This window comes from Pseudomonas sp. WS 5010, from assembly GCF_012985565.1.
In the GTDB taxonomy this organism is placed as follows: domain Bacteria; phylum Pseudomonadota; class Gammaproteobacteria; order Pseudomonadales; family Pseudomonadaceae; genus Aquipseudomonas.
Genome location: NZ_JAAQWQ010000007.1, coordinates 107,487 through 126,703 on the forward strand (window position 1 = coordinate 107,487; position 19,217 = coordinate 126,703).

17 protein-coding genes and 1 pseudogene are annotated in these 19,217 nt (G+C 61.6%); 3 read left to right on the plus strand and 15 right to left on the minus strand.

All coding sequences use genetic code 11. The annotated features are described in order from the left end of the window. Nucleotides 1-6: 6 nt before the first annotated feature. From cyoD to cyoA, 4 genes are read right to left on the minus strand one after another with little or no spacing between them, the layout of a single operon-like run. Nucleotides 7-342, minus strand: coding sequence for a cytochrome o ubiquinol oxidase subunit IV (cyoD, locus tag HBO11_RS23610; RefSeq protein ID WP_029300215.1), 336 nt, complete (start codon nt 340-342; stop codon nt 7-9). Beyond that, a complete protein-coding gene (cyoC, locus tag HBO11_RS23615; RefSeq protein WP_038446230.1) occupies nt 342-968 on the minus strand; it encodes a cytochrome o ubiquinol oxidase subunit III in 627 nt (208 codons plus the stop codon). The genes cyoD and cyoC overlap by 1 nt, the downstream gene beginning before the upstream one ends. A gap of 3 nt (nt 969-971) precedes the next feature. After that, complete coding sequence (cyoB, locus tag HBO11_RS23620; protein WP_057444528.1) at nt 972-2,990, minus strand: cytochrome o ubiquinol oxidase subunit I; 2,019 nt, start codon at nt 2,988-2,990, stop codon at nt 972-974. A 3-nt stretch (nt 2,991-2,993) separates the two neighbouring features. Then, on the minus strand, nt 2,994-3,932 hold the full coding sequence (gene cyoA / locus HBO11_RS23625) for a ubiquinol oxidase subunit II (protein WP_029300208.1): 939 nt from the start codon (nt 3,930-3,932) through the stop codon (nt 2,994-2,996). Nucleotides 3,933-3,959: 27 nt separating this feature from the next. Between cyoA and HBO11_RS28815 the strand changes: the two are divergent. Continuing rightward, nucleotides 3,960-4,174: pseudogene (locus HBO11_RS28815) on the plus strand (hypothetical protein). A 553-nt stretch (nt 4,175-4,727) separates the two neighbouring features. On the opposite strand, the gene HBO11_RS23630 reads toward HBO11_RS28815, so the two are convergent. Together HBO11_RS23630 and hmpA are read right to left on the minus strand one after the other, a co-directional pair. Then, the gene (locus HBO11_RS23630) at nt 4,728-5,234 is read right to left on the minus strand and encodes a disulfide bond formation protein B (RefSeq protein ID WP_169954931.1); all 507 of its coding nucleotides are present in this window, start codon (nt 5,232-5,234) and stop codon (nt 4,728-4,730) included. Between the two features lie 241 nt (nt 5,235-5,475). Then, nucleotides 5,476-6,657: an NO-inducible flavohemoprotein gene (hmpA, locus tag HBO11_RS23635; RefSeq protein ID WP_169954930.1), complete on the minus strand. Its 1,182-nt coding sequence runs from the start codon at nt 6,655-6,657 to the stop codon at nt 5,476-5,478. 156 nt (nt 6,658-6,813) lie between these two features. On the opposite strand from hmpA, the gene norR reads away from it, so the two are divergent. Beyond that, a complete protein-coding gene (gene norR, locus HBO11_RS23640; protein ID WP_169954929.1) occupies nt 6,814-8,355 on the plus strand; it encodes a nitric oxide reductase transcriptional regulator NorR in 1,542 nt (513 codons plus the stop codon). Between the two features lie 118 nt (nt 8,356-8,473). On the opposite strand, the gene HBO11_RS23645 is transcribed toward norR, so the two are convergent. Continuing rightward, nucleotides 8,474-9,385: a DMT family transporter gene (locus tag HBO11_RS23645; RefSeq protein ID WP_169954928.1), complete on the minus strand. Its 912-nt coding sequence runs from the start codon at nt 9,383-9,385 to the stop codon at nt 8,474-8,476. A gap of 136 nt (nt 9,386-9,521) precedes the next feature. On the opposite strand from HBO11_RS23645, the gene HBO11_RS23650 reads away from it, so the two are divergent. Next, nucleotides 9,522-10,397, plus strand: coding sequence for an AraC family transcriptional regulator (locus HBO11_RS23650; protein WP_169954927.1), 876 nt, complete (start codon nt 9,522-9,524; stop codon nt 10,395-10,397). A 63-nt stretch (nt 10,398-10,460) separates the two neighbouring features. Here the strand turns inward: HBO11_RS23650 and dacB are convergent, their stop codons facing one another. The 8 genes from dacB to HBO11_RS23690 form a co-directional block, all read right to left on the minus strand. Continuing rightward, a complete protein-coding gene (gene dacB / locus HBO11_RS23655) occupies nt 10,461-11,915 on the minus strand; it encodes a D-alanyl-D-alanine carboxypeptidase/D-alanyl-D-alanine-endopeptidase (RefSeq protein WP_169954926.1) in 1,455 nt (484 codons plus the stop codon). Between the two features lie 69 nt (nt 11,916-11,984). Continuing rightward, nucleotides 11,985-14,408, minus strand: coding sequence for a TonB-dependent receptor (locus tag HBO11_RS23660; RefSeq protein WP_169954925.1), 2,424 nt, complete (start codon nt 14,406-14,408; stop codon nt 11,985-11,987). A gap of 110 nt (nt 14,409-14,518) precedes the next feature. Continuing rightward, on the minus strand, nt 14,519-14,668 hold the full coding sequence (gene ykgO, locus HBO11_RS23665) for a type B 50S ribosomal protein L36 (RefSeq protein WP_020297337.1): 150 nt from the start codon (nt 14,666-14,668) through the stop codon (nt 14,519-14,521). Nucleotides 14,669-15,196: 528 nt separating this feature from the next. Beyond that, nucleotides 15,197-16,174 (minus strand): FecR family protein, encoded by a 978-nt coding sequence (locus tag HBO11_RS23670; protein WP_169954924.1) that lies wholly within the window; start codon nt 16,172-16,174, stop codon nt 15,197-15,199. Next, nucleotides 16,171-16,749 carry an RNA polymerase sigma factor gene (locus tag HBO11_RS23675; protein WP_169954923.1) on the minus strand — a complete coding sequence of 193 codons (579 nt, stop codon included), beginning with the start codon at nt 16,747-16,749 and terminating at the stop codon, nt 16,171-16,173. Before HBO11_RS23675 ends, HBO11_RS23670 begins: the two co-directional genes overlap by 4 nt. Nucleotides 16,750-16,755: 6 nt before the next feature. Continuing rightward, entirely contained in the window at nt 16,756-17,082 is a 327-nt protein-coding gene (locus tag HBO11_RS23680) for a DUF3325 domain-containing protein (RefSeq protein ID WP_169954922.1), read from the minus strand. After that, nucleotides 17,082-18,656 carry a PepSY-associated TM helix domain-containing protein gene (locus tag HBO11_RS23685; RefSeq protein ID WP_169954921.1) on the minus strand — a complete coding sequence of 525 codons (1,575 nt, stop codon included), beginning with the start codon at nt 18,654-18,656 and terminating at the stop codon, nt 17,082-17,084. Before HBO11_RS23685 ends, HBO11_RS23680 begins: the two co-directional genes overlap by 1 nt. Continuing rightward, nucleotides 18,653-18,955 carry a DUF3649 domain-containing protein gene (locus tag HBO11_RS23690; protein ID WP_169954920.1) on the minus strand — a complete coding sequence of 101 codons (303 nt, stop codon included), beginning with the start codon at nt 18,953-18,955 and terminating at the stop codon, nt 18,653-18,655. The genes HBO11_RS23685 and HBO11_RS23690 overlap by 4 nt, the downstream gene beginning before the upstream one ends. Nucleotides 18,956-19,217: the final 262 nt, after the last annotated feature.

Consider the following 19,217-nt stretch of genomic DNA (forward strand, 5'->3'; position numbering starts at 1 on the left):
CTTACCTCACTTCGCCATCATGTAGGTGTGGATGCTGAACATGATCCACAACGACAGGCCGACCAGCAGCAGGATCACAATGGCCGTGAACACAAACGCAATCACGTTGTTGCGCTGGGCCTGGGAGCGATCCAGGTGCAGGAAGTAATACAGGTGGACAACCACCTGGATCACCGCGAACAACAGCACGATGGCCAGTGTCGTGGCCTTCGGCAAGGTTGGGTACATCACCAGGCCGAACGGGATGATCGTCAGGATCACCGACAGGATGAAGCCGATAGCGTAAGACTTTACGCTGCCGTGGCTCGCATCATGGCTGTCATGGGAGTGTGCATTAGCCATTACAGAGTCCCCATCAAGTAGACAACGGTGAAGACGCAGATCCAGACCACGTCCAGGAAGTGCCAGAACAGGCTCAGGCAGCTCAGGCGGGTCTTGTTGGTCGACGTCAGGCCATGCTTGTTGACCTGGTACATCATGATCGCCATCCAGATCAGACCGGCGGTGACGTGCAGACCGTGGGTACCGACCAGGGTGAAGAACGCCGACAGGAAGCCGGAACGGCTAGGGCCGTAGCCTTCGGAGATCAGCAGGTGGAACTCGTTGATCTCCATGGCGATAAAGCCAAGGCCGAGCAGGAAGGTCAGGCCCAGCCACTTCAGCACGCCCGCCTTGTTGCCACGGAAGAACGCCAGCATGGCGAAGCCGTAGGTGATCGAACTGAACAGCAGCAAGGCGGTTTCGCCCAGTACGTAATTCAGTTCGAAGATGTCGTGGCCCGATGGGCCACCCGCTACGTTGTTTACCAGTACCGCGTATACCGCGAAGATCGATGCAAACAGGATGCAGTCGGTCATCAGGTAGAGCCAGAAACCGTATACGGTCATCTCGCCCGAGTCGTGGTGATGGTCATCGTGCCCATGGTCATCGACATGGGCGTGTCCAGCATTGGTCACTAAGTTCGACATGGTTTAAGCCTGTTCCAACGAGGTTTCAACACGGTTGGCCGGAATCTTCTTCTCGGCTACCAGGCGAGCGTGCTGCTCGGCTTCGATGCGCTCGATCACGTCGACCGGCACCATGTAGCCTTGATCATCACGAGCCGCGTGGATCACGAAATAGATCACGGTGCCAGCCAGGCTTGCGATGGCCAGCCACCAGATGTGCCAGATCATCGCGAAACCGAAGACCGTCAACAGCGCGCCCATCACCACGCCAGTGGCGGTGTTGTTCGGCATGTGGATCGGCTCGTAGCGCACAGGACGCTGGTACGCAGTACCGTTTTCCTTGGCTTCGGTGAACGGATCGATGGTCTCGGCCTTAGGCAGCACGGCGAAGTTGTAGAACGGCGGTGGCGACGAAGTCGACCATTCCAGGGTGTGTGCATTCCATGGGTCGCCGGAGTCGCAGGCGTTTTGCTTGCGGTCACGGATACTCACGTACAGCTGGATCAACTGGCAGGCAATACCGACAGCGATCATCACCGCACCGAACATGGCGACGTACAGGTACGGCACCCACTCAGGGTTGGTAGTGGCGTTCAGACGACGGGTCATGCCCATGAAGCCCAGTGCGTAGAGCGGCATGAACGCGACGAAGAAGCCGGTGATCCAGAACCAGAATGCAGCCTTGCCCCAGCCTTCGTGCAGCTTGAAGCCGAACGCTTTCGGGAAGTAGAAGCTGAAGCCAGCGATGTAGCCGAATACCGCACCACCGATGATCACGTTGTGGAAGTGCGCGATCACGAACAGGCTGTTGTGCAGCACGAAGTCAGCACCCGGGATGGCCAGCAGTACGCCGGTCATGCCGCCGATGGCGAAGGTCACCATGAAGCCCAGGGTCCACAGAACCTGGCTGGTGAAGCGCAGGCGGCCGTGATAGATGGTGAACAGCCAGTTGAATAGCTTCACCCCCGTCGGGATCGAAATCAGCATCGTCGCCAGGCCGAAGAAGGCGTTGACGCTGGCCCCCGAACCCATGGTGAAGAAGTGGTGCAGCCAGACCATGAAGCCCAGTACGGAGATCGCGCCCGAGGCGTAGACCATCGAGTGGTGACCGAACAGGCGCTTGCCGGTAAAGGTCGAGATCACTTCGGAGAAGATACCGAACGCTGGCAGGATCAGGATGTACACCTCAGGGTGACCCCATGCCCAGAACAGGTTCACGTACATCATTGGATTGCCACCAAGTTCATTGGTGAAAATGTGGAAATCCATGTAACGGTCAAGCGTCAGCAGGGCCAGGGTAGCGGTCAGGATCGGGAACGAAGCCACGATCAGGACGTTGGCCCAGGTGCAGGTCCAGGTGAAGATCGGCATGTCCATCAGCTTCATGCCTGGGGTACGCATTTTCAGCACGGTGGCCAGGAAGTTGACCCCCGTCAGCGTCGTACCCAGCCCGGATAGCTGTAGCGCCCAGATGTAGTAATCCATCCCCACGCCCGGACTGTATTGCAGCCCCGACAACGGCGGATAGGCAACCCAACCGGTCTTGGCGAATTCGCCGACGCCCAGGGACAGGTTGATCAGCACGACGCCGGAAACCAGCAGCCAGAAGCTCAGGGAGTTGAGGAACGGGAACGCAACGTCACGCGCACCGATCTGCAGCGGCACTGCCAGGTTCATCAGGCCGGTGAAGAAAGGCATCGCCATGAAGATGATCATGATCACACCGTGGGCGGTGAAGATCTGGTCATAGTGTTCAGGCGGCAGGTAGCCAGGCGAACCCTCGGTGGCCATGGCCAACTGGGTACGCATCATGATGGCGTCGGCAAAACCACGCAGCAGCATGACCATGGCGACGATGATGTACATCACGCCGATTTTCTTGTGGTCGACCGACGTCAGCCACTCGGTCCACAGGTAGGTCCACTTCTTGAAGTAGGTGATTGCCGCAAACAGCGCCAGACCACCCAGCGCGATCATGGCGATGGTCACCATCACGATCGGCTCGTGGAATGGGACCGCTTCCCAACTTAATTTACCAAACATCGTTTACTCCTCTGCCCCGGCAGCTGAATGCGAATTTGCGTCCGTCCCTTCCACAGCAGCCACTTCTTTCTTCTCGTGCTTGACCGGCTTGCCTGGTTTCATCCCTTCATACTTATCGATGATTTTCTGAAACAGGTCCGGCGTGTACGAGGAGTACAGCTCTACAGGGTTGTTCTGGCTTGGCTTGGCAAGGGCTTCGTATTCAGCTTTTTCAAGCTGTTTTGGTGAGCTCTTGGCTTCTTGTACCCAGGCATTGAAGTCTTCCTGGGTGGTGGCGATTGCTTTGAATTTCATGCCGGTAAAGCCCGCGCCACTGTAGTTGGCGGAGATACCGTCGAGCTCGGCGTTCTGGTTGGCAATCAGGTGCAGCTTGGTCTGCATGCCCGCCATCGCGTAGATCTGGCCACCCAGGCCCGGGATGAAGAACGAGTTCATCACCGCATCCGAGGTCACTTTGAAGTTGATCGGGGTGTTGGCCGGGAACACGATCTTGTTGACGGTGGCGATCCCTTGCTCGGGATAGATGAACAGCCACTTCCAGTCCAGCGCGACCACTTCGATAGTGATTGGCGGCACGTCGGATTCCAGCGGACGGTAAGGGTCCAGCTCGTGGGTCGACTTATAGGTGATGTAACCCAGGGCGATGATGATAAGTACAGGTACCAGCCACACCGCGATCTCGATCTTGGTGGAGTGCGACCACTTCGGCGCGTAGGTGGCCTTGGTGTTGGACGCGCGGTATTTCCAGGCGAACGCGAAGGTCATCACGATCACCGGCACCACGACCAACAGCATCAGCAAAGTGGCCGTGATGATCAGGTTACGTTGCTCCACGCCGACCTGACCCACAGGGTCGAGCAGCGTCCAGTTGCAGCCTCCCAGCAATAACATGCCGAAAAGCGGCACTATGCCTAGTAATCGGGTGTACCTGTTTTTACTCATCTCACGACCTCTAAAGCAGCTTGCGCAATGCAGTTGGGTTTTGATCGCCAACACTTCACCCTGCCAAGGGTTGGCATTTCTCTTCGATTGAATAAGGGCCTGCCCGGCGCTTCATGCGCTGATCGACACGTCCAGGTCTGGCGGTGAATTCTTATTCGATTTCGTTGGTCAAAGGCCTTGTTACAGACCAATTCCATTTGGTGCGGATAGTTGAAAGGCTGCCGGCACCTGGGGTCGCATGAAGCAATGTTTTCGCCTCTCGACCGCCCTATTTGCTCAGGGTTGAGCAGCACCGGACACTCAGTGCGGGCGATTGTAGTTAGCTAGCGATGTATAAACCATGACTTATAAAGAAATAATTTTTATCGATTCCAGCAATAATCCTGCGCCATTGTTGCAAAGGTTCGGGATCCTATCGCGTTTGATTCTCAACAAAAACCACAAAAAATGCTGTGTTATTGCCTAATGTGTCGCACCTCAAGGCCCCTTTCAGGGTCGCCAAACCCCAGGCAAGCCCGCTAAAAACAAGGCATTCGCCGATCACCAGAAGTTCTCGAGAGCACGCCGTGCGCGGGGTCGGCCGGGGTGGAAAGTGACAGGCAGCAGCCCCCGACCAATGGTCGATTAAGCGCCCTGGCGCGGGGTGGGAAACGTCCTGCGACGCCCTCAGTGTGACAACGTGTCGCACGTTGCGCGCCGCCAATCTTGTCCGGCGTCACGGTCCTTTCACAAAATCCCCGCACACAAAAACGCCCCGGCCTGCATCAGCAGGACCGGGGCGTTTTGTAGGACGATTTAAGCGCTGTGCTTGCGATTGCGGTAAATGCCCAGGGGCACCAGGATCACCGTCAACACGAACGCCACCAGCGCCCACTGCGCCAGGGACAAGCCCAGCACCGGCGGGTATGGCGTGCTGCAGAAACCATCGACCTGGAAGCCCAGGGGGAAGATCTTCGCCAGGGGCAGGTCATCGACAATCGGCTGCAGCACATCGACGCCGCAACTGATGGCCGGGTAGAACTGGGTGTACACATGATGCCCGGCGGCAGCGACACCGCCGAGGGCGCTGAGCACGACCAGCACTTCAAAGATCGTGACACTGCGTTGGGTACGCATGGCCGCGCCGATAAAGGCAAAGAGCGCAATCAGCAGCAAGGCATAGCGCTGCAGGATGCACAGCGGGCATGGCGCTTCGCCCAGCACTATCTGCATATAGAGTGCGCCACCGATCAGCGCCAGGCAGATGATCCCCAGCAACACCAGGAAGCGCCGCTCCCGCCCCAACCGCATTTCGTCAATCATCCCCGTTTCCCTTTGCCTAATGATGGGTGTGCCAATGGCCGCAAGTTTACACACAGGAGGTGAAAATTTAGCAGTAGGCGTCGGCATCTTAGGCGCAGGCGGGTTAACGACACATTAATGTGGTGGTCTTTCGGGCCTCATCGCGAGCAAGCCCGCTCCCACATTTGAATGTATTCACACATCAAATTGTGGGAGCGGGCTTGCTCGCGAAGACGCCAATACGGTGCTGAAGAGCGGCCGCTTATTCCAGCGCCGCCGCCGGCCCGAAGAACTCATACCGGCTCTGCTTCTCAGGCACACCCAAAGCCTTGAGGTGACGCTTGATCGCACTCATGAAGCCCTTAGGCCCCAGGAAGTAGGCATCCACATCACGCTCCTCAGGTAACCACGCCGCCAGTTGCTCCTGGGTCAGCATGCCGAGCTTGTCCGCCGCCGGGCTGATGCCGTCGTCTTCGGCATAGCAGTAAAAGCGCTGCAATTGCGGATGACGTGCAGCCAGGGCATCGACCCAATCACGAAACGCATGCACGCCGCCATTACGCGCGCAGTGGATAAAGTGCACCGGGCGCTCGGTGGCCAGCGCCGCTTCCAGCATCGGCAGGGTGGGAGTGATGCCCACCCCGCCGCTGATCAGCACCAAGGGCTTGTCGCTGGGCACCAGGGTGAATTCCCCCGATGGCGGGAACAGGTCGATGGTCGCGCCCACATGCATCTGATCATGCAGATAGTTGGACACGCGCCCGCCCGCTTCGCGCTTGACACTGATGCGGTACAGGCCCGCGTCGGTGCGCGCCGACAATGAATAGTTGCGGCGCACTTCTTCGCCATCGAGGATCAGCTTCAGGCCGATGTACTGGCCGGGCTCGGCAGCGAGGATTGGGCCGTTGTCCACCGGGGCAAAGTACAGGGAGATGATTTCACTGCTCTCCTCCACACGCTTGACCAGCAAAAACGGGCGCGCCCCGCGCCAGCCGCCAACGGCCTGGGCTTTTTCGTCGTAGATCGCGCTTTCTGCGCCGATCAGGATGTCGGCCAACTGACCATAGGCCGCGCCCCACGCGCTCATCACTTCTGGGGTCGCGATTTCGTCACCCAGCACCTCGGAAATCGCCCGCAGCAGACAGTTGCCGACAATCGGGTAGTGCTCCGGGAGGATTTGCAGGGCCACGTGCTTGTTGATGATCTTGGCCACCAGGTCGCCCAACTGGTCCAACTGGTCGATATGCCGCGCGTACATCAACACGCCGTTGGCCAGGGCACGGGGCTGGTCGCCGCTGGCCTGGTGGGCCTGGTTGAACAGCGGGCGCACTTCGGGGTATTCGGACAGCATCATGCGGTAGAAGTGGGTGATCAGGGCTTCGCCACCGCTTTCCAGCAGCGGCACAGTGGACTTGACGATGGCACGGTCTTGAACGCTAAGCATGGGGAGACTCCTGAGCCTTTGGGGCTTCTGACTGATTACCCTGTAGCACTCAGTATTCGTGCCAACTAATAAACCTATATTTATCAGTGAGTTAATTTATAAGTAGTCAATATGACCTCCTACACTTTATAGTCATTAGGACTACAAGGAGTCATTATGACTGCACACTCCCTGCTCACCACCCTGCTGCCACTGGTGGCTGACCTGTCCCGCGAACTGCCGGAAGGCGAACGTTACCGACGCCTGCTGCAAGCCATGCGCACCCTGCTGCCCTGCGACGCCGCCGCGCTGTTGCGCCTGGACGGCGAATGGCTGGTGCCGCTGGCCGTGGACGGCCTGAGCCCGGACACCCTGGGCCGGCGCTTCAAGATCAGCGAACACCCGCGCTTTGCCGTGCTGCTGAGCAGCCCCGGCCCGACCCGTTTCGACAGCGACAGCGAACTGCCCGACCCCTACGACGGCCTGGTCGATGGCCTGCACGGGCACTTGGAAGTCCACGACTGCATGGGCTGCCCGCTGTTTGTCGACGATCATCCCTGGGGCCTGCTGACCCTGGATGCCCTCGACACCGAACGCTTCGAGCGCGTCGAACTGGACGCCTTGCAGGCCTTCGCCAGCCTCGCCGCCGCCACGGTCAATGTGGCCGAACGCATGGAACACCTGGCCCTGCGTGCCGAGGACGAACACCAGCGCGCGGAAATCTATCGCCAGGCCAGCGGCCAGCAGCACAAGGAAATGATCGGCCAGAGCAAGACCCACAAACGCCTGGTGGAAGAAATCAAACTGGTGGGCGGCAGCGACCTGACCGTGTTGATCACCGGCGAGACCGGGGTTGGCAAGGAGCTGGTGGCCCAGGCCATCCACGCGGCCTCGCCCCGCGCCGAGAAACCGTTGATCAGCCTCAATTGCGCCGCCCTCCCGGAAACCCTGGTGGAAAGCGAGCTGTTCGGCCATGTGCGCGGCGCGTTTACCGGCGCGCTGAATGAGCGTCGGGGCAAGTTTGAATTAGCCAATGGCGGCACCCTGTTCCTCGATGAAGTGGGTGAGTTGTCGCTGACGGTCCAGGCCAAGCTGCTGCGGGTCCTGCAAAGCGGGCAGTTGCAGCGGCTCGGTTCGGATAAGGAGCACCAAGTGGACGTGCGCCTGATCGCCGCCACCAACCGCGATCTCGCCGAGGAAGTACGCAACGGCCGCTACCGCGCCGACTTCTATCACCGCTTGAGCGTGTACCCCCTGCAAGTGCCGGCCCTGCGTGAACGCGGGCGCGATGTGTTGCTGCTGGCAGGCTTTTTCCTTGAACAGAACCGCTCGCGCATGGGCCTGGGCAGCCTGCGCCTGACCAGCGATGCCCAGGCGGCGTTATTGGCCTATGGCTGGCCCGGGAATGTACGAGAGCTGGAACACTTGATTGGCCGCAGCGCGCTGAAGGCCCTGGGCAATTGCCGCGAGCGGCCGAAGATCCTCAGCCTCAGTGCCAAGGACCTCGACCTACCCAATGAATCTGCGCCATTGATCGAAGCGCCCGTGGAACTCGCACCGGTGACCGGCGATCTGCGCCAGGCGACCGCGCACTACCAGAGGCAAGTCATCGGCGCTTGCCTGGAGCGCCACCAGCACAACTGGGCCAGCGCCGCCCGCGAACTGGGCCTGGACCGCGCCAACCTGGGGCGCATGGCCAAGCGCCTGGGCCTGAAGTAACGCGAATCACCCTGTGGGAGCTGGCTTGCCTGCGATAGCGGTGGGTCAGTCAGCATAGGCATTGCTGATTCACCGCTATCGCAGGCAAGCCAGCTCCTACATTAGATCTTCTTACACATTAGGTTTGCTTCGGTTGAAAAAGCGGGCTCACAGCTGCAACCGCCCTGGGCTTACGAAACACCAACACATTCCCCAGCATCACCAGCACCAACCCGGCCAGCGCCGGGGCGGTCCATTGGTAGCCTTCGACCAGCGCCGAGACGTTCAGCGCCACCACCGGGAACAATACGGTGCAATACGCCGCCCGCTCCGGGCCCATGCGGCCGACCAGGGTCAGGTAGGCGGTAAAGCCAATCACCGACCCGGGGATCACCAGGTACAGCAACGAGCCGATGTAGCGGGTGTTCCACTCCATCTCAAATGGAATGCCCTGCACTACGCAGTACAGCGCCAGCATCGACGCGCCATAGGCCATGCCCCAGGCGTTGGTGGTCAACGGCCTGAGCCCGGCTTTCTGTTGCAGGCTCGACAGCATGTTGCCCGCCGAAAAACACAGGGTCCCCAACAGCGCCAGGCCCAGGCCCAACAGTGTCTCGGGGCTGGCGGTGTGCCCGGCAAGTTCGGGCCAGAACAAAAACCCCAGGCCCAGCAAACCAAGGCCACCGCCCAGCAATACATTGCGCGCGATTTTCTGGCCGAAGAACACCCGGGCATTCAGCGCATTCCACAACGTCGCGGTAGAGAACACCACGGCCACCAGGCCGCTGGGGATCCACTGACTGGCCGTGAGGAAGCACATGAAGTTCACGCAAAACAGGCACAAGCCCTGGGCCAGGCAGATCAGGTGCCCACGGCGGTTCATCACCTGCAGTTTGCGGCTGAGCAGCAGCAACACAAACAGCACCAGCGCCGCCAGGCCGAAGCGATAGACGATGGAGACCGGAATCTGCACCACGCCCAACTGCCACTTGAGGGCGATCCAGGTCGTGCCCCAGATCAGCACGGTCAGTAAATACAAAGATAGGTTCATGGCGCACTCCGGTGGTTGAGCCACAGTTTCACCCCGCCTTGCTGCCAGGCACTTGCAGATTCTTGCGCTTTTGTCGGGCCGAGGGATCACAGCGCCGGCCGCCGGGAGTAGGATGCAAGGCGTCGGAGAGAACCCCATGCCTGCACTGGAAAACCTACAAGTCTTCAAAGCCCTGAACAGTTCGCCCAACGCTCGCCTTGAGCTGTGCGCCGAGCTCGGTGACGGCTTGTCTGCGGCTTTGTGGAGCAACCACCACGACTCCCAGGACTACGAAGCGCCCAGCCATCACACCCTGTCCTGCTACGTGGGCGGCGGCACCGAGACATTTCGCCGTGGCCAGCCCGGCACCAAGGGCGGCCCCGATAAATTGTGCATCCTGCCCGCCGAACATCAGTCGGCCTGGGTGATCAACGGCGAGATCCGCCTGGCCCACGTGTACTTCAGCCCAGAGCAATTTGCCCTGGGTTGCATCACCCTGCTGGACCGCGAACCCCGGGCGCTGCAACTGCGCGAAAGCACATTTTTGGAAGACCCGCAGCAAGCCCGGCGCTTTCACCAACTCATCGGGCTGAACTGGCAGGAACCCGCCGAACGCCTGCTGACCAGTAGCCTGGCCCATGAAATGCTCAGCCACACCCTGCTCAGCCAGGTCGGCCTGCGCGAAGGCTTGCGGCTCAAGGGCGGATTGGCGGCGCATCAACGCCGCCAGTTAGTGGACTACATCGAGCAGCAACTGGCCGAGCCGATCAGCCTGGGGCAACTGGCGGGGCTGTGCGCCTTGTCGGAATACCACTTTGCGCGGATGTTTCGCACAAGCTTTGGCCTGCCGCCCCACCAATATGTGCTGACCCGCCGCCTCGCGCAGGCCCAGGCCCTGTTGCGCAGCGGGTCAATGCCGCTGGGGGAGATTGCCCTGGCATGCGGGTTCTCCAGTGCCAGCCACTTTACCAACCGGTTTCGCCAGGCGATGGGAGCGACACCGGGGGAATATCGGCAGGCGTTCCGACCCTAGTTGCCTTGACACAGAACTAATAGGGCATGGGATTTTGTGGGAGCGGGCTTGCTCCCACATTGTTCAATCGCGGCTTTGCGCCAGGACCACGGCCACTCGATCTTCCAACGCCTTGATCCGACTCCCCTCCACCACATAGTTGTTGGTCAGCATCGAAAACACCAACCGCCGCCCACCCGCATCGGTGATGTAGCCCGTCAACGAAGACACCCCACCCATCGACCCCGTCTTGGCCTGCAGGTTGTTTTGCGCCGCAGTCCCGCGCAGGCGGTAACGCAGGCTGCCGCCACCGAGGCGATCCGGGTTACCGGCGATGGGCAGCGCGTCGTACCAGGCGTTGAACCATGGCTGTTTGCCCATGGCCAGCAACAGGTCGGTGAAGTTCTGCGCCGACACCAGATTACGTCGCGACAAACCCGAGCCATCCACCTGGCTTAATGTTGCCGGGTCCAGGCCCTGGCGCTTGAGAAAGTCAGCCACCGCCGCAACCCCGGCCGCCGCCGTGCCGGCGTTGGCCTGTTGACGTCCCATGGCCTTGAGCAACGCTTCGGCCATGCTGTTGTTGGACAGTTTGAGCAAGGGCCGGATCAGCTCCTGCAACGGCGCCGACTGGTGCGTCGCCAACACCGTGGCGGTGGCCGGGCTGACACCACCGATCACGCGCCGACCCTGCACGCTGATCCCCTGCTGCGCCAAGGCCTGGGCGAACAGATTGGCCACCAGTTGCGTCGGCTCCCACACGCTGACCCATTGCCGGCTTTGCGTCCCCGGCGTCAGCGTGCCACTGAGGCGCAGCAGGTTGCTGCCATGCTGGCGATTGAGCCCATAGCTGTTGCCCGGACCGCTGAGCGCCAGGTTGCTCAGTTGCACATAATCAGTAGGCGGGCTGAGGGTGACGCCCAGCGGTTGGCCGACCGCCATGGGTGCCTTGGCCGTGACGATCAAGGTGCCCGCATCAAAATCAGCATTGGGCGACACGGTCAGTGCGGAAATCTGCGCGCCGTAATACTTGTCTTCGTCGTCGTGGGCCCAATCCACACCCAGGCGTTCGGCGTCGAACCAGCTGTCATCGAACACCAGGTCGCCCTCGATCTGCCGGATGCCCTGCGCGGCCAGGTTCGCCGCCAGGGCCTGGTAATCCGCCCACTGGATCGTCGGGTCGCCCAGGCCTCGCAGGTACAGATTGCCCAGCAGGCGCGAGCCTTGTCGGCTGCCGGTGCTCAGCAACTGCGTAGAAAACCGATACTGCGGGCCCAGTACATCCATGGCCGCCGCCGTGGTCAGCAGTTTCAGGCTGGAGGCCGGCACCAGCCGCGTGCGGGGGTTGTGCTGGTACAGCGTGCTGCCGCTGCGGGCGTCACGCACCATCAACGAAACGCTGGCCCCGGCCAGGGCCGGATCGGCCAGCAATTGCTCCAGCGCCTGCTCGCCGGTTTTCGAAGGGCTGGCACAGCCACCCAACAACAGGCTTACGCCCACCAGCATGGCGCTGGTGTGTATCCATCGTCCCAACTGCATCAAACCGTCCCGGCAATCCTCAAAGAGCGCAACGCTAGCAGCTCAGGCCGCCAGCGTCATCGCCGACGGTCAGAACTCCAACGTGCTGGACAACGACACCTGGCGCGCATCGCCCATGGACACAAACAACCGGCTGACGGCCGAGGTGTAGTAGGTGCGGTCAAACAGGTTCTTCACGTTTAGCTGGAACTTGACCTTCTGCCCGTCGACCTTGGTGTCATAGGTGGCAAACGCATCGGCCACGGTGTAGCCCGGCAGGTCGAAGCTATTGAGTGCATCGCCGGCCCGCTCGCCGACGTAACGCGCACCGGCACCGACGCGCAGCTGGTCGCCGCCGACGATAGTGCCGAAGTCGTACACGGCTGAAACAGAACCGGAATTTTTCGCCACGTTTTGCAGGCCTTTGCCTTTGTAGGCCGGGTGCTCGGTGACTTCGGCATCGGTGTAGGCATAGCTGCCGATCAGGCTCCACTGGTCGGTCAACTGCCCGCTCAGGTCCATTTCCAGGCCACGGGAGCGCACCTTGCCGGCGACGCTGTAGATCGAGGTCGCGCCCTCGGTGATCGACACCAGCACGTTGCGTTTGTGGATATCAAACAAGGCCACGTTGGCGGTAATGCGCCCCGGCATATCGAACTTGGCCCCAAGCTCCCAGGACTTGGACTGTTCCGGGGCGATGCTGCCGTCGATCACCATCTTGTTGTCCAGCGGCGCAATGGTGGAGTTGGGTTTGAACGATTCGGTGTAGCTGCCATAAAACGACAGCTCATCGGTGTAGCGGTACACCAGGCCGGCGCGGGGCACCCACATCTGGCCGTTGCTGTCGGTGTTGGCCGTGAACGGGCGGCCCTTGCCGGCGTACTGGTCGTACGTCTGGAAACGCGCCCCGCCGACCAGGATCCACTGGTCAGTCAGGTGGATGGCGTCCTGGAAAAACACCGAGTCGCTGCGCAGCAGGTCAGTCTGGTTGCTGTCCGGCGCGCTGACGGTGGTGCCCGCCACTTCGCGGCCGTACACCGGGTCGTTGTAGTTGAACACGCTGCGGCTGGCCTGGCGGATCAGGTCGGCGCGGTAGATTTTGCGGTATTCGTCATCCAGGCCAAACACCAGGTCATGGCGCATGCCGGCCACGTCCACCTTGCCTTCGAGGCTGACGGTAGTGAAGCGGTCGGTGGTCAGCGCGCCCTGGGTGCCGTCCATATTGCGCGTCAGCACGCCGTTGGCGTTGACCTTGCTCACGCGCACCTGGCTGGCGTCGTAGGTTTCGCGGTTCCAGCTGTAGCCGAAGTGGGCCTTCCAGTCGTCGTTCAGGTCATGGTCGACCTCAAGGCGATACAGGTCGGAGCGGCCTTCCATATTGTTGAACGGTTCATCCAGGCGGCGCGTGGCGGGGATATCCAGGGGGTGATTGGTCGTGGGGTCGATGGCCGTGCCACGGTCGAACGGCGAGAGAAACTCGCGGTGCTCGTAGGCCAGCAACACCTTGGTGGCGTCGCCGTACCAGGCCAGGGATGGCGCGATCAGGCTTTCGCGGTAAGTGCCGAAATTGCGCCAGTAATCCTCATCTTCGTGGTCGAGAATCAAACGATAAGCCAGGCCGCTGTCGCCAATCGGGCCGGTGGTGTCGAGGTTGCCGCCGCTGCCGTTCTTACCGCTGCCATAGGTCGAGCCGCGCACGGTCAGGGCGGTGGATGGGGTCAGCTCGGGTTTCTTGCTGACAATATTGATCACCCCGCCCGGGTCCTGGATGCCATACAGCAACGACGCCGGGCCCTTGAGCACTTCGACGCGCTCGGCGGTTTCGTTCAGCGCCCGGCCCTGCACCACGGGCATGCCGTCGCGCATGACCGAGCCATTGCGGTTGTCGCCAAAGCCCCGCAGCATCACCGCATCCTGGGTGCTGCCCAAGGTGTTGGCCTGGGTGATGCCGCTGACGTTGGCCAAGGCATCGTCGAGGTTGCGCGGCACCTGGTCGCGCATCACTTGGGCCGGCACCATGTTCACGGTTTGCGGGGTTTCCAGCAGCAGGCCCTGGGAGCGCATGACCGAGCTGGTGGGCGGTGGCTGGTAGCTGGTGGCTTGCTGCTGGTTGACGCCGCTGATGGTGGTGGCGCCAAGATTGACCGCGCCTTCGCTAGGCAGCGGTTCCAGGGCCAGGGTGCGGGCGTCGATCTGGCGGAAGGTCAAGCCGGAGTTACCCAACAGGCGCTGCATGGCCTGGGCGGCGCTCATCCGCCCACTGACGGCCGGGGCGTTGAGGTTGTAGGGAGCTTCGTCGGTGTAGACCACGCTGATGCCGGTCACCCGGCTGAAATCGCTCAGCGCCTGGGGCAACGGCTTGGCCGGCAGTGCAAAACTGAAGACTGCGCTCTGCTCCTGCGCCGCTTGCGCCAGGCTCAGGGGCTGTAATGCCAGGCCGGAAGCGGCCAGAAGGGAGGCTCCCAGCCACTGTTTAACCGAACTGCCTGCCGCCGACTTTGCCCTGGACTTCATACTTGAGAACCCGTGTAGAGAACGCTGTTAATGCGAATTGATCGCAGTTTCAAGCACTACACGAATGGCGCGGGGTTTTACCTCAGGTGAAATTGAAAATAATTTCACCCTCAGCCTTTGTTCTTGTTTTTCGCCCCGCCCTGCCGGGCCTTGAAGCGTGGGTTGGATTTGCAGATCACATAGATCCGCCCCCGGCGCTTGACGATCTGACAGTCGCGATGGCGGTTCTTGGCTTCTTTGAGTGAGGACAGGACTTTCATGGGGTGGCTCCTTGATAGGGATGTAATAACGTATCATAAATGTAAATAAGAATAGTTATCAACCTTTGTTCGGACCTTCCCCTAAACCAGCTCCCACAGGAACGCAGCTTCGCGCTCTGGCTCTGCTGTTGCTGTGCTTTTGATCTGGCTTTTGATCTCAGGCGCCCCGTTAAACCACGCTGGCCGCAGGCAGGTATTGCGCAGTGGGCACCCCGGCATGGATGCCGGGGTAGCCGCGACACGGCCAGGGATGGCCGATCGCGGCGGGCCCACGGAGCACTGCCTGACTGCGGGCATGCCGAGCCTAGGCGAGGCACCGAGTGGTGGGGCGAGGACCTTTTGGTTACTTTTGGGTCCCAAAAGTGACCCGCCGTAAGGGCGGAACCCTAAGTGGCCGTGACCGCAGGAATGGATATGTACACAGAGCGAGTTGTGTCGATACTCATGCTGCGATGGCTCCTGAAGGGTTGCGCAGCTCTTCCAGACGCCATCGCGGGCAAGCCCGCTCCCACAGGGGGTGGCTGGTTTTCAGCGGACGACGATCAACCGCCCCAACACACTGTGCTGCTCAAAACCCAGCACCGCTTGCAATGCGTTGAGCACCGCCTCCGGGTCCTTGCTCGGGAAGCTGCCGCTGACCCGGCGGGCGCCGAGTTCGTCATCAAGCAGCAGGATGCGGCCAGGGTAGTAACGGCCAAGGTCCTTGAGCACATCGGCCAGCGGGGTCTTGTAGTAGTTGAGCCAGCCGTCGCGCCAGCCCAGGCGCGATTCACTGTCCGCCGCATGCCGCTCATCAGCCACACCCTCGGCGTAGGCCACTTGCTGGCCGGCCGTCAGAATCTGCTGAGTACCCTGGGTCGAGGGTGTAACCCCGACCCGCCCCGACAACACCGTCACCTGGGCGCCCGCCGGTTGCAGGCGCACTTCGAACTGCGTGCCCAACACCCGCACTTCGCCACTGCCTGCGTGCACTACAAAGGCTTGCCCGGTGTGGGTCACGCTGAAAAAGCCGGCGCCACGGCGCAGTTGGATGTGCCGCTCGCCGTGGCTGAAATCCACGGCAATCGCGCTGTCGGCATCCAGGGTGACTTGGCTTTGATCGGCCAGGGTCACGGTTTTGACCTCACCCGGCGCACTGACGTAATCGGCGCCCAGGTCATCGACCCAGCGCTGTGGCTGCCAACCGGCGCCCATCGACACCATCAGCACCAGGCACGCCGCCATCGCCAGTGCCGCCGACCAGCGGCGCATACGGGAGCGTTTTGCGCCGTCCATGGCCTTGAGGTAACGCTGCAGGGCCAACGCGTCTTCGGCGGCCAGGGTGCGCGCCGGCACTTCGCTCAATTCCCACAGCACCTGGGCCTGGGCATACGCCTCGACGTGGGCCGGGTCGGCGCGCAACCAGTGGCTGAAGGTGGCCTGGTCACCACTGCTGGGCGCATCGTGCAACAGGCTGAGCCAGGCCAGGGCGGCCTGTTCCTGGGCGGGCGTCGGGGTGACGTTCACGGTGCTTTCCCTGGCGAGCGTGGCGGATGGGCTTGCCGAAGGCTGGCTTTGCAGGCTTCGAGGGCACGCATCATATGTTTTTCCACGGCACTTTGGGACAGGCCCATGGCCTTGGCGATTTCGGCGTATTTGCGCCCGTGGATGCGGTTGAGCAAAAAGATCTGCCGCGTACGCTCCGGCAAACTGCGCAGCGCCGCTTCCACATGGCGCAGATCGTTGCCCGCTTCCAGCGCAGCCTGGGGCTCGGAGCCATGATGATCCTGCTGCTGCGGCAACCAGCCTTCAGTGCCGCGCACCCGCGCGTTTTCGCTGCGCAGGTGGTCGATGGCAATATTGCCGGCGCAGCGCAGCAGGTAGGTGCTGAGTTCTTCGACCTGCACCAGGGGTCGGCGCCAGAAGCGCAGGAACAAATCCTGCACCAGGTCCGCCGCCGTCGCACGACAGCCTACGCGGCGGCTGACCAACGCCTCCATCTGTGAGCGCTGGGACAAAAACACCTGTAGGAAATGTGCGCGCCCGCCCGACGATTCAGCGTGAGGGTGATCCTGGGGCTCGGGCGGCGTGGTGATCATCAACGGTGCTCAGAGGGTCGCGAAGGCCACAACGGGGCTGGCCAGCAGGCCAACGCCCGCGAGGATCAAGGCCAGCCTTGGCCGATACGGCAACAGCAACACCAGCAACAGCCCACTGAGCATCAGCACCGCACACCAGTCCACCAGGCCCCGGCTCCAGCCGGCCAGGTGCACCGCCGGCCAGATCGACAGCCCCAACAGCAGCCAGCCACCCACGCGCAACCCCAGGCGCCGCCGTGGCGAAGGTTTGCTGTGCAGCAACTCGCCATGGTGACGGTCCAGGGACAGGCACAGCGCAACAAAGCCTGCGTAGCACAGCAACAAGGCCAGCAACATCAGTGCACCTCGCCTTTGAGGGTCAGTGGGCGGGCCCGCTCGGCACGGGGTTGGCCGGCGCTGCGGTGCTGCATCTTCCAGGCGGCCCAGGCCAGGAACAGGCCGCTGCCCAGGCAGGTCAGGTCAAAGCCGGCCATGGCCCAATCGCCCTTGGCCAGCGACACACCCAGGTGCTGGGAAGTGGTCAGCGCATTGAGCAGCGGCACCGCCATAAACAGTACGGCGCCCAGGCCCAGTTGCTCGACCCAAGCGCGGCGGCCACGGCGCAGCATGGCGTGCAGCAAGGTCAGGCCCCAGGCGATAAAGAAGCTCTGCACCTCCCAGTCCGAACGTTCGGCGAAGCTCGCCGGCAGCAGGCGGTTGGCCCAGAAAAACACAGCAATGGCGATGACCAGCCCGGACATGCTGGCAAGGTTCAACACCTCCACCAGGCGCAACTCAAACGGCATCACCCCGGTTTTGGCATGCTTGAGCTGACGCTTGCCCAGCCAGATCACCAGGCCGGTGCCAATCATCGCCGTGCCCGCCAGGCCGCAGATAAAGTACAACCACCGCAGCACCGGGCCGGCGAAGTGACCCATATGCAGGCCGTAGAAACTGCCGCTGATTGCCATCGGCAGCGACTGCTCGGCACTGACCCGCAGCAATTCGCCGGTGCTGCCATTAAAGGACACGGTGCTGCCGAAATCATGCACCACCCGGTCAGAGCCGGCGCGGGAGACGTTGACCGAGGCATTCACATCGCCAGGGTTGTTCACCGCCAGCCGCCCCACATGACCACCGCCCCACTGCGCCCGGGCCTGCTCCACCAGCGGCGCCAAAGGCAGCAGCTTGCCCGGCTGGCCGAGGGCCGGGGCGTTGTCGGTGGCCGGGAACAACTCATTGAAAAACCCACGGGTGTCGCCGTCATAAGACGCGAGGATGCTGGCAGGCATGACCATGGTCATGAAAATCACCAAGCTGCTGTAGGTGATCATCAGGTGGAACGGCAACACCAGCACGCCCACCGCGTTGTGCCCATCGAGCCAGGAGCGCTGGCCCTTGCGCGGGCGGAAGGTGAAGAAGTCCTTGAAGATTTTCTTGTGGGTGATGATCCCGGTGATCAGCGCGACGAACATCACCATCGCCGCGATGGTCGACAACCAGCGGCCCCACGGATGAGGCATCTGCAACTGGAAGTGGAACCGGTAGAAGAACTCGCCGCCCATGGTTTCCCGGGCCTGGAGTTGTTCGCCGGAGACCGGGTCGAGCATTTTCTCGATGAAATTGCCGCGCCGGCCAGGGTCGATCTTGTCTTGCCACATCACCGATAAACCAGGGTCGCGGCTGTTGGGCAAGCCGATAAACCAACGGGCCGCCGTGGGTGCGTGCTGCTCCAGGTAGCGTTGCGCCACCGCCACGCTGCGCGCATCGTCCACCGAATGGGCTGGCACTTCGGGCTGCATCCAGTGGGTGATTTCACCCTTGAAGTAAGACAGGGTGCCGGTGAGGAAAATCGCGAACAGCAACCAGCCGAAAATCAACCCGGCCCAGGTGTGCAACCAGGCCATGGCCTGACGGAAACCCTCTTTCATGGGCGTGCCATCCAATAGGCCAGGCCAGCCAGGGTGGCCAGTATCGCGCAGGGCACCAGCACGCCAAACCAGGCGCGGGCCGCACTGCGGCAGGCAAAGCACCAGATCACCGCCAGCAGGTAGAACACAAAGGAACTGAGCATGCCGCTGACCACCGCATCGGCGCGGGAGATTGGCAGCCAGAAGGTCAGGCACACGCTGGCCAGGGACGCCAGCACATAGCCGCCGACAACAGCCGCCAGCAGCCGCGACGTCACACCGAGCCGGTAGGAAAGAGGAAGTGATGCTTTGCTTTTCATGCCAGTGGCGCCTGGTTCGTCAGGGGCGAGAGTCTAATGATAAATATTCTCATAAGCAAAAGAGAACGGATGAAGCGGGCACCAAAAACAGAGGTGGGGCTTGTGTGGGAACTGGCTTGCCTGCGATGCAGCCACCTCGGTGTGTCTGGCAGAACAAGATGATGCTGTCGCAGGCAAGCCAGCTCCCACACAAGCCAGCCCACAGGGTTCTGTGGCGATAAAAGCGGCTATCGGTCTTATGCTGATTGCCGAATGCCACCCG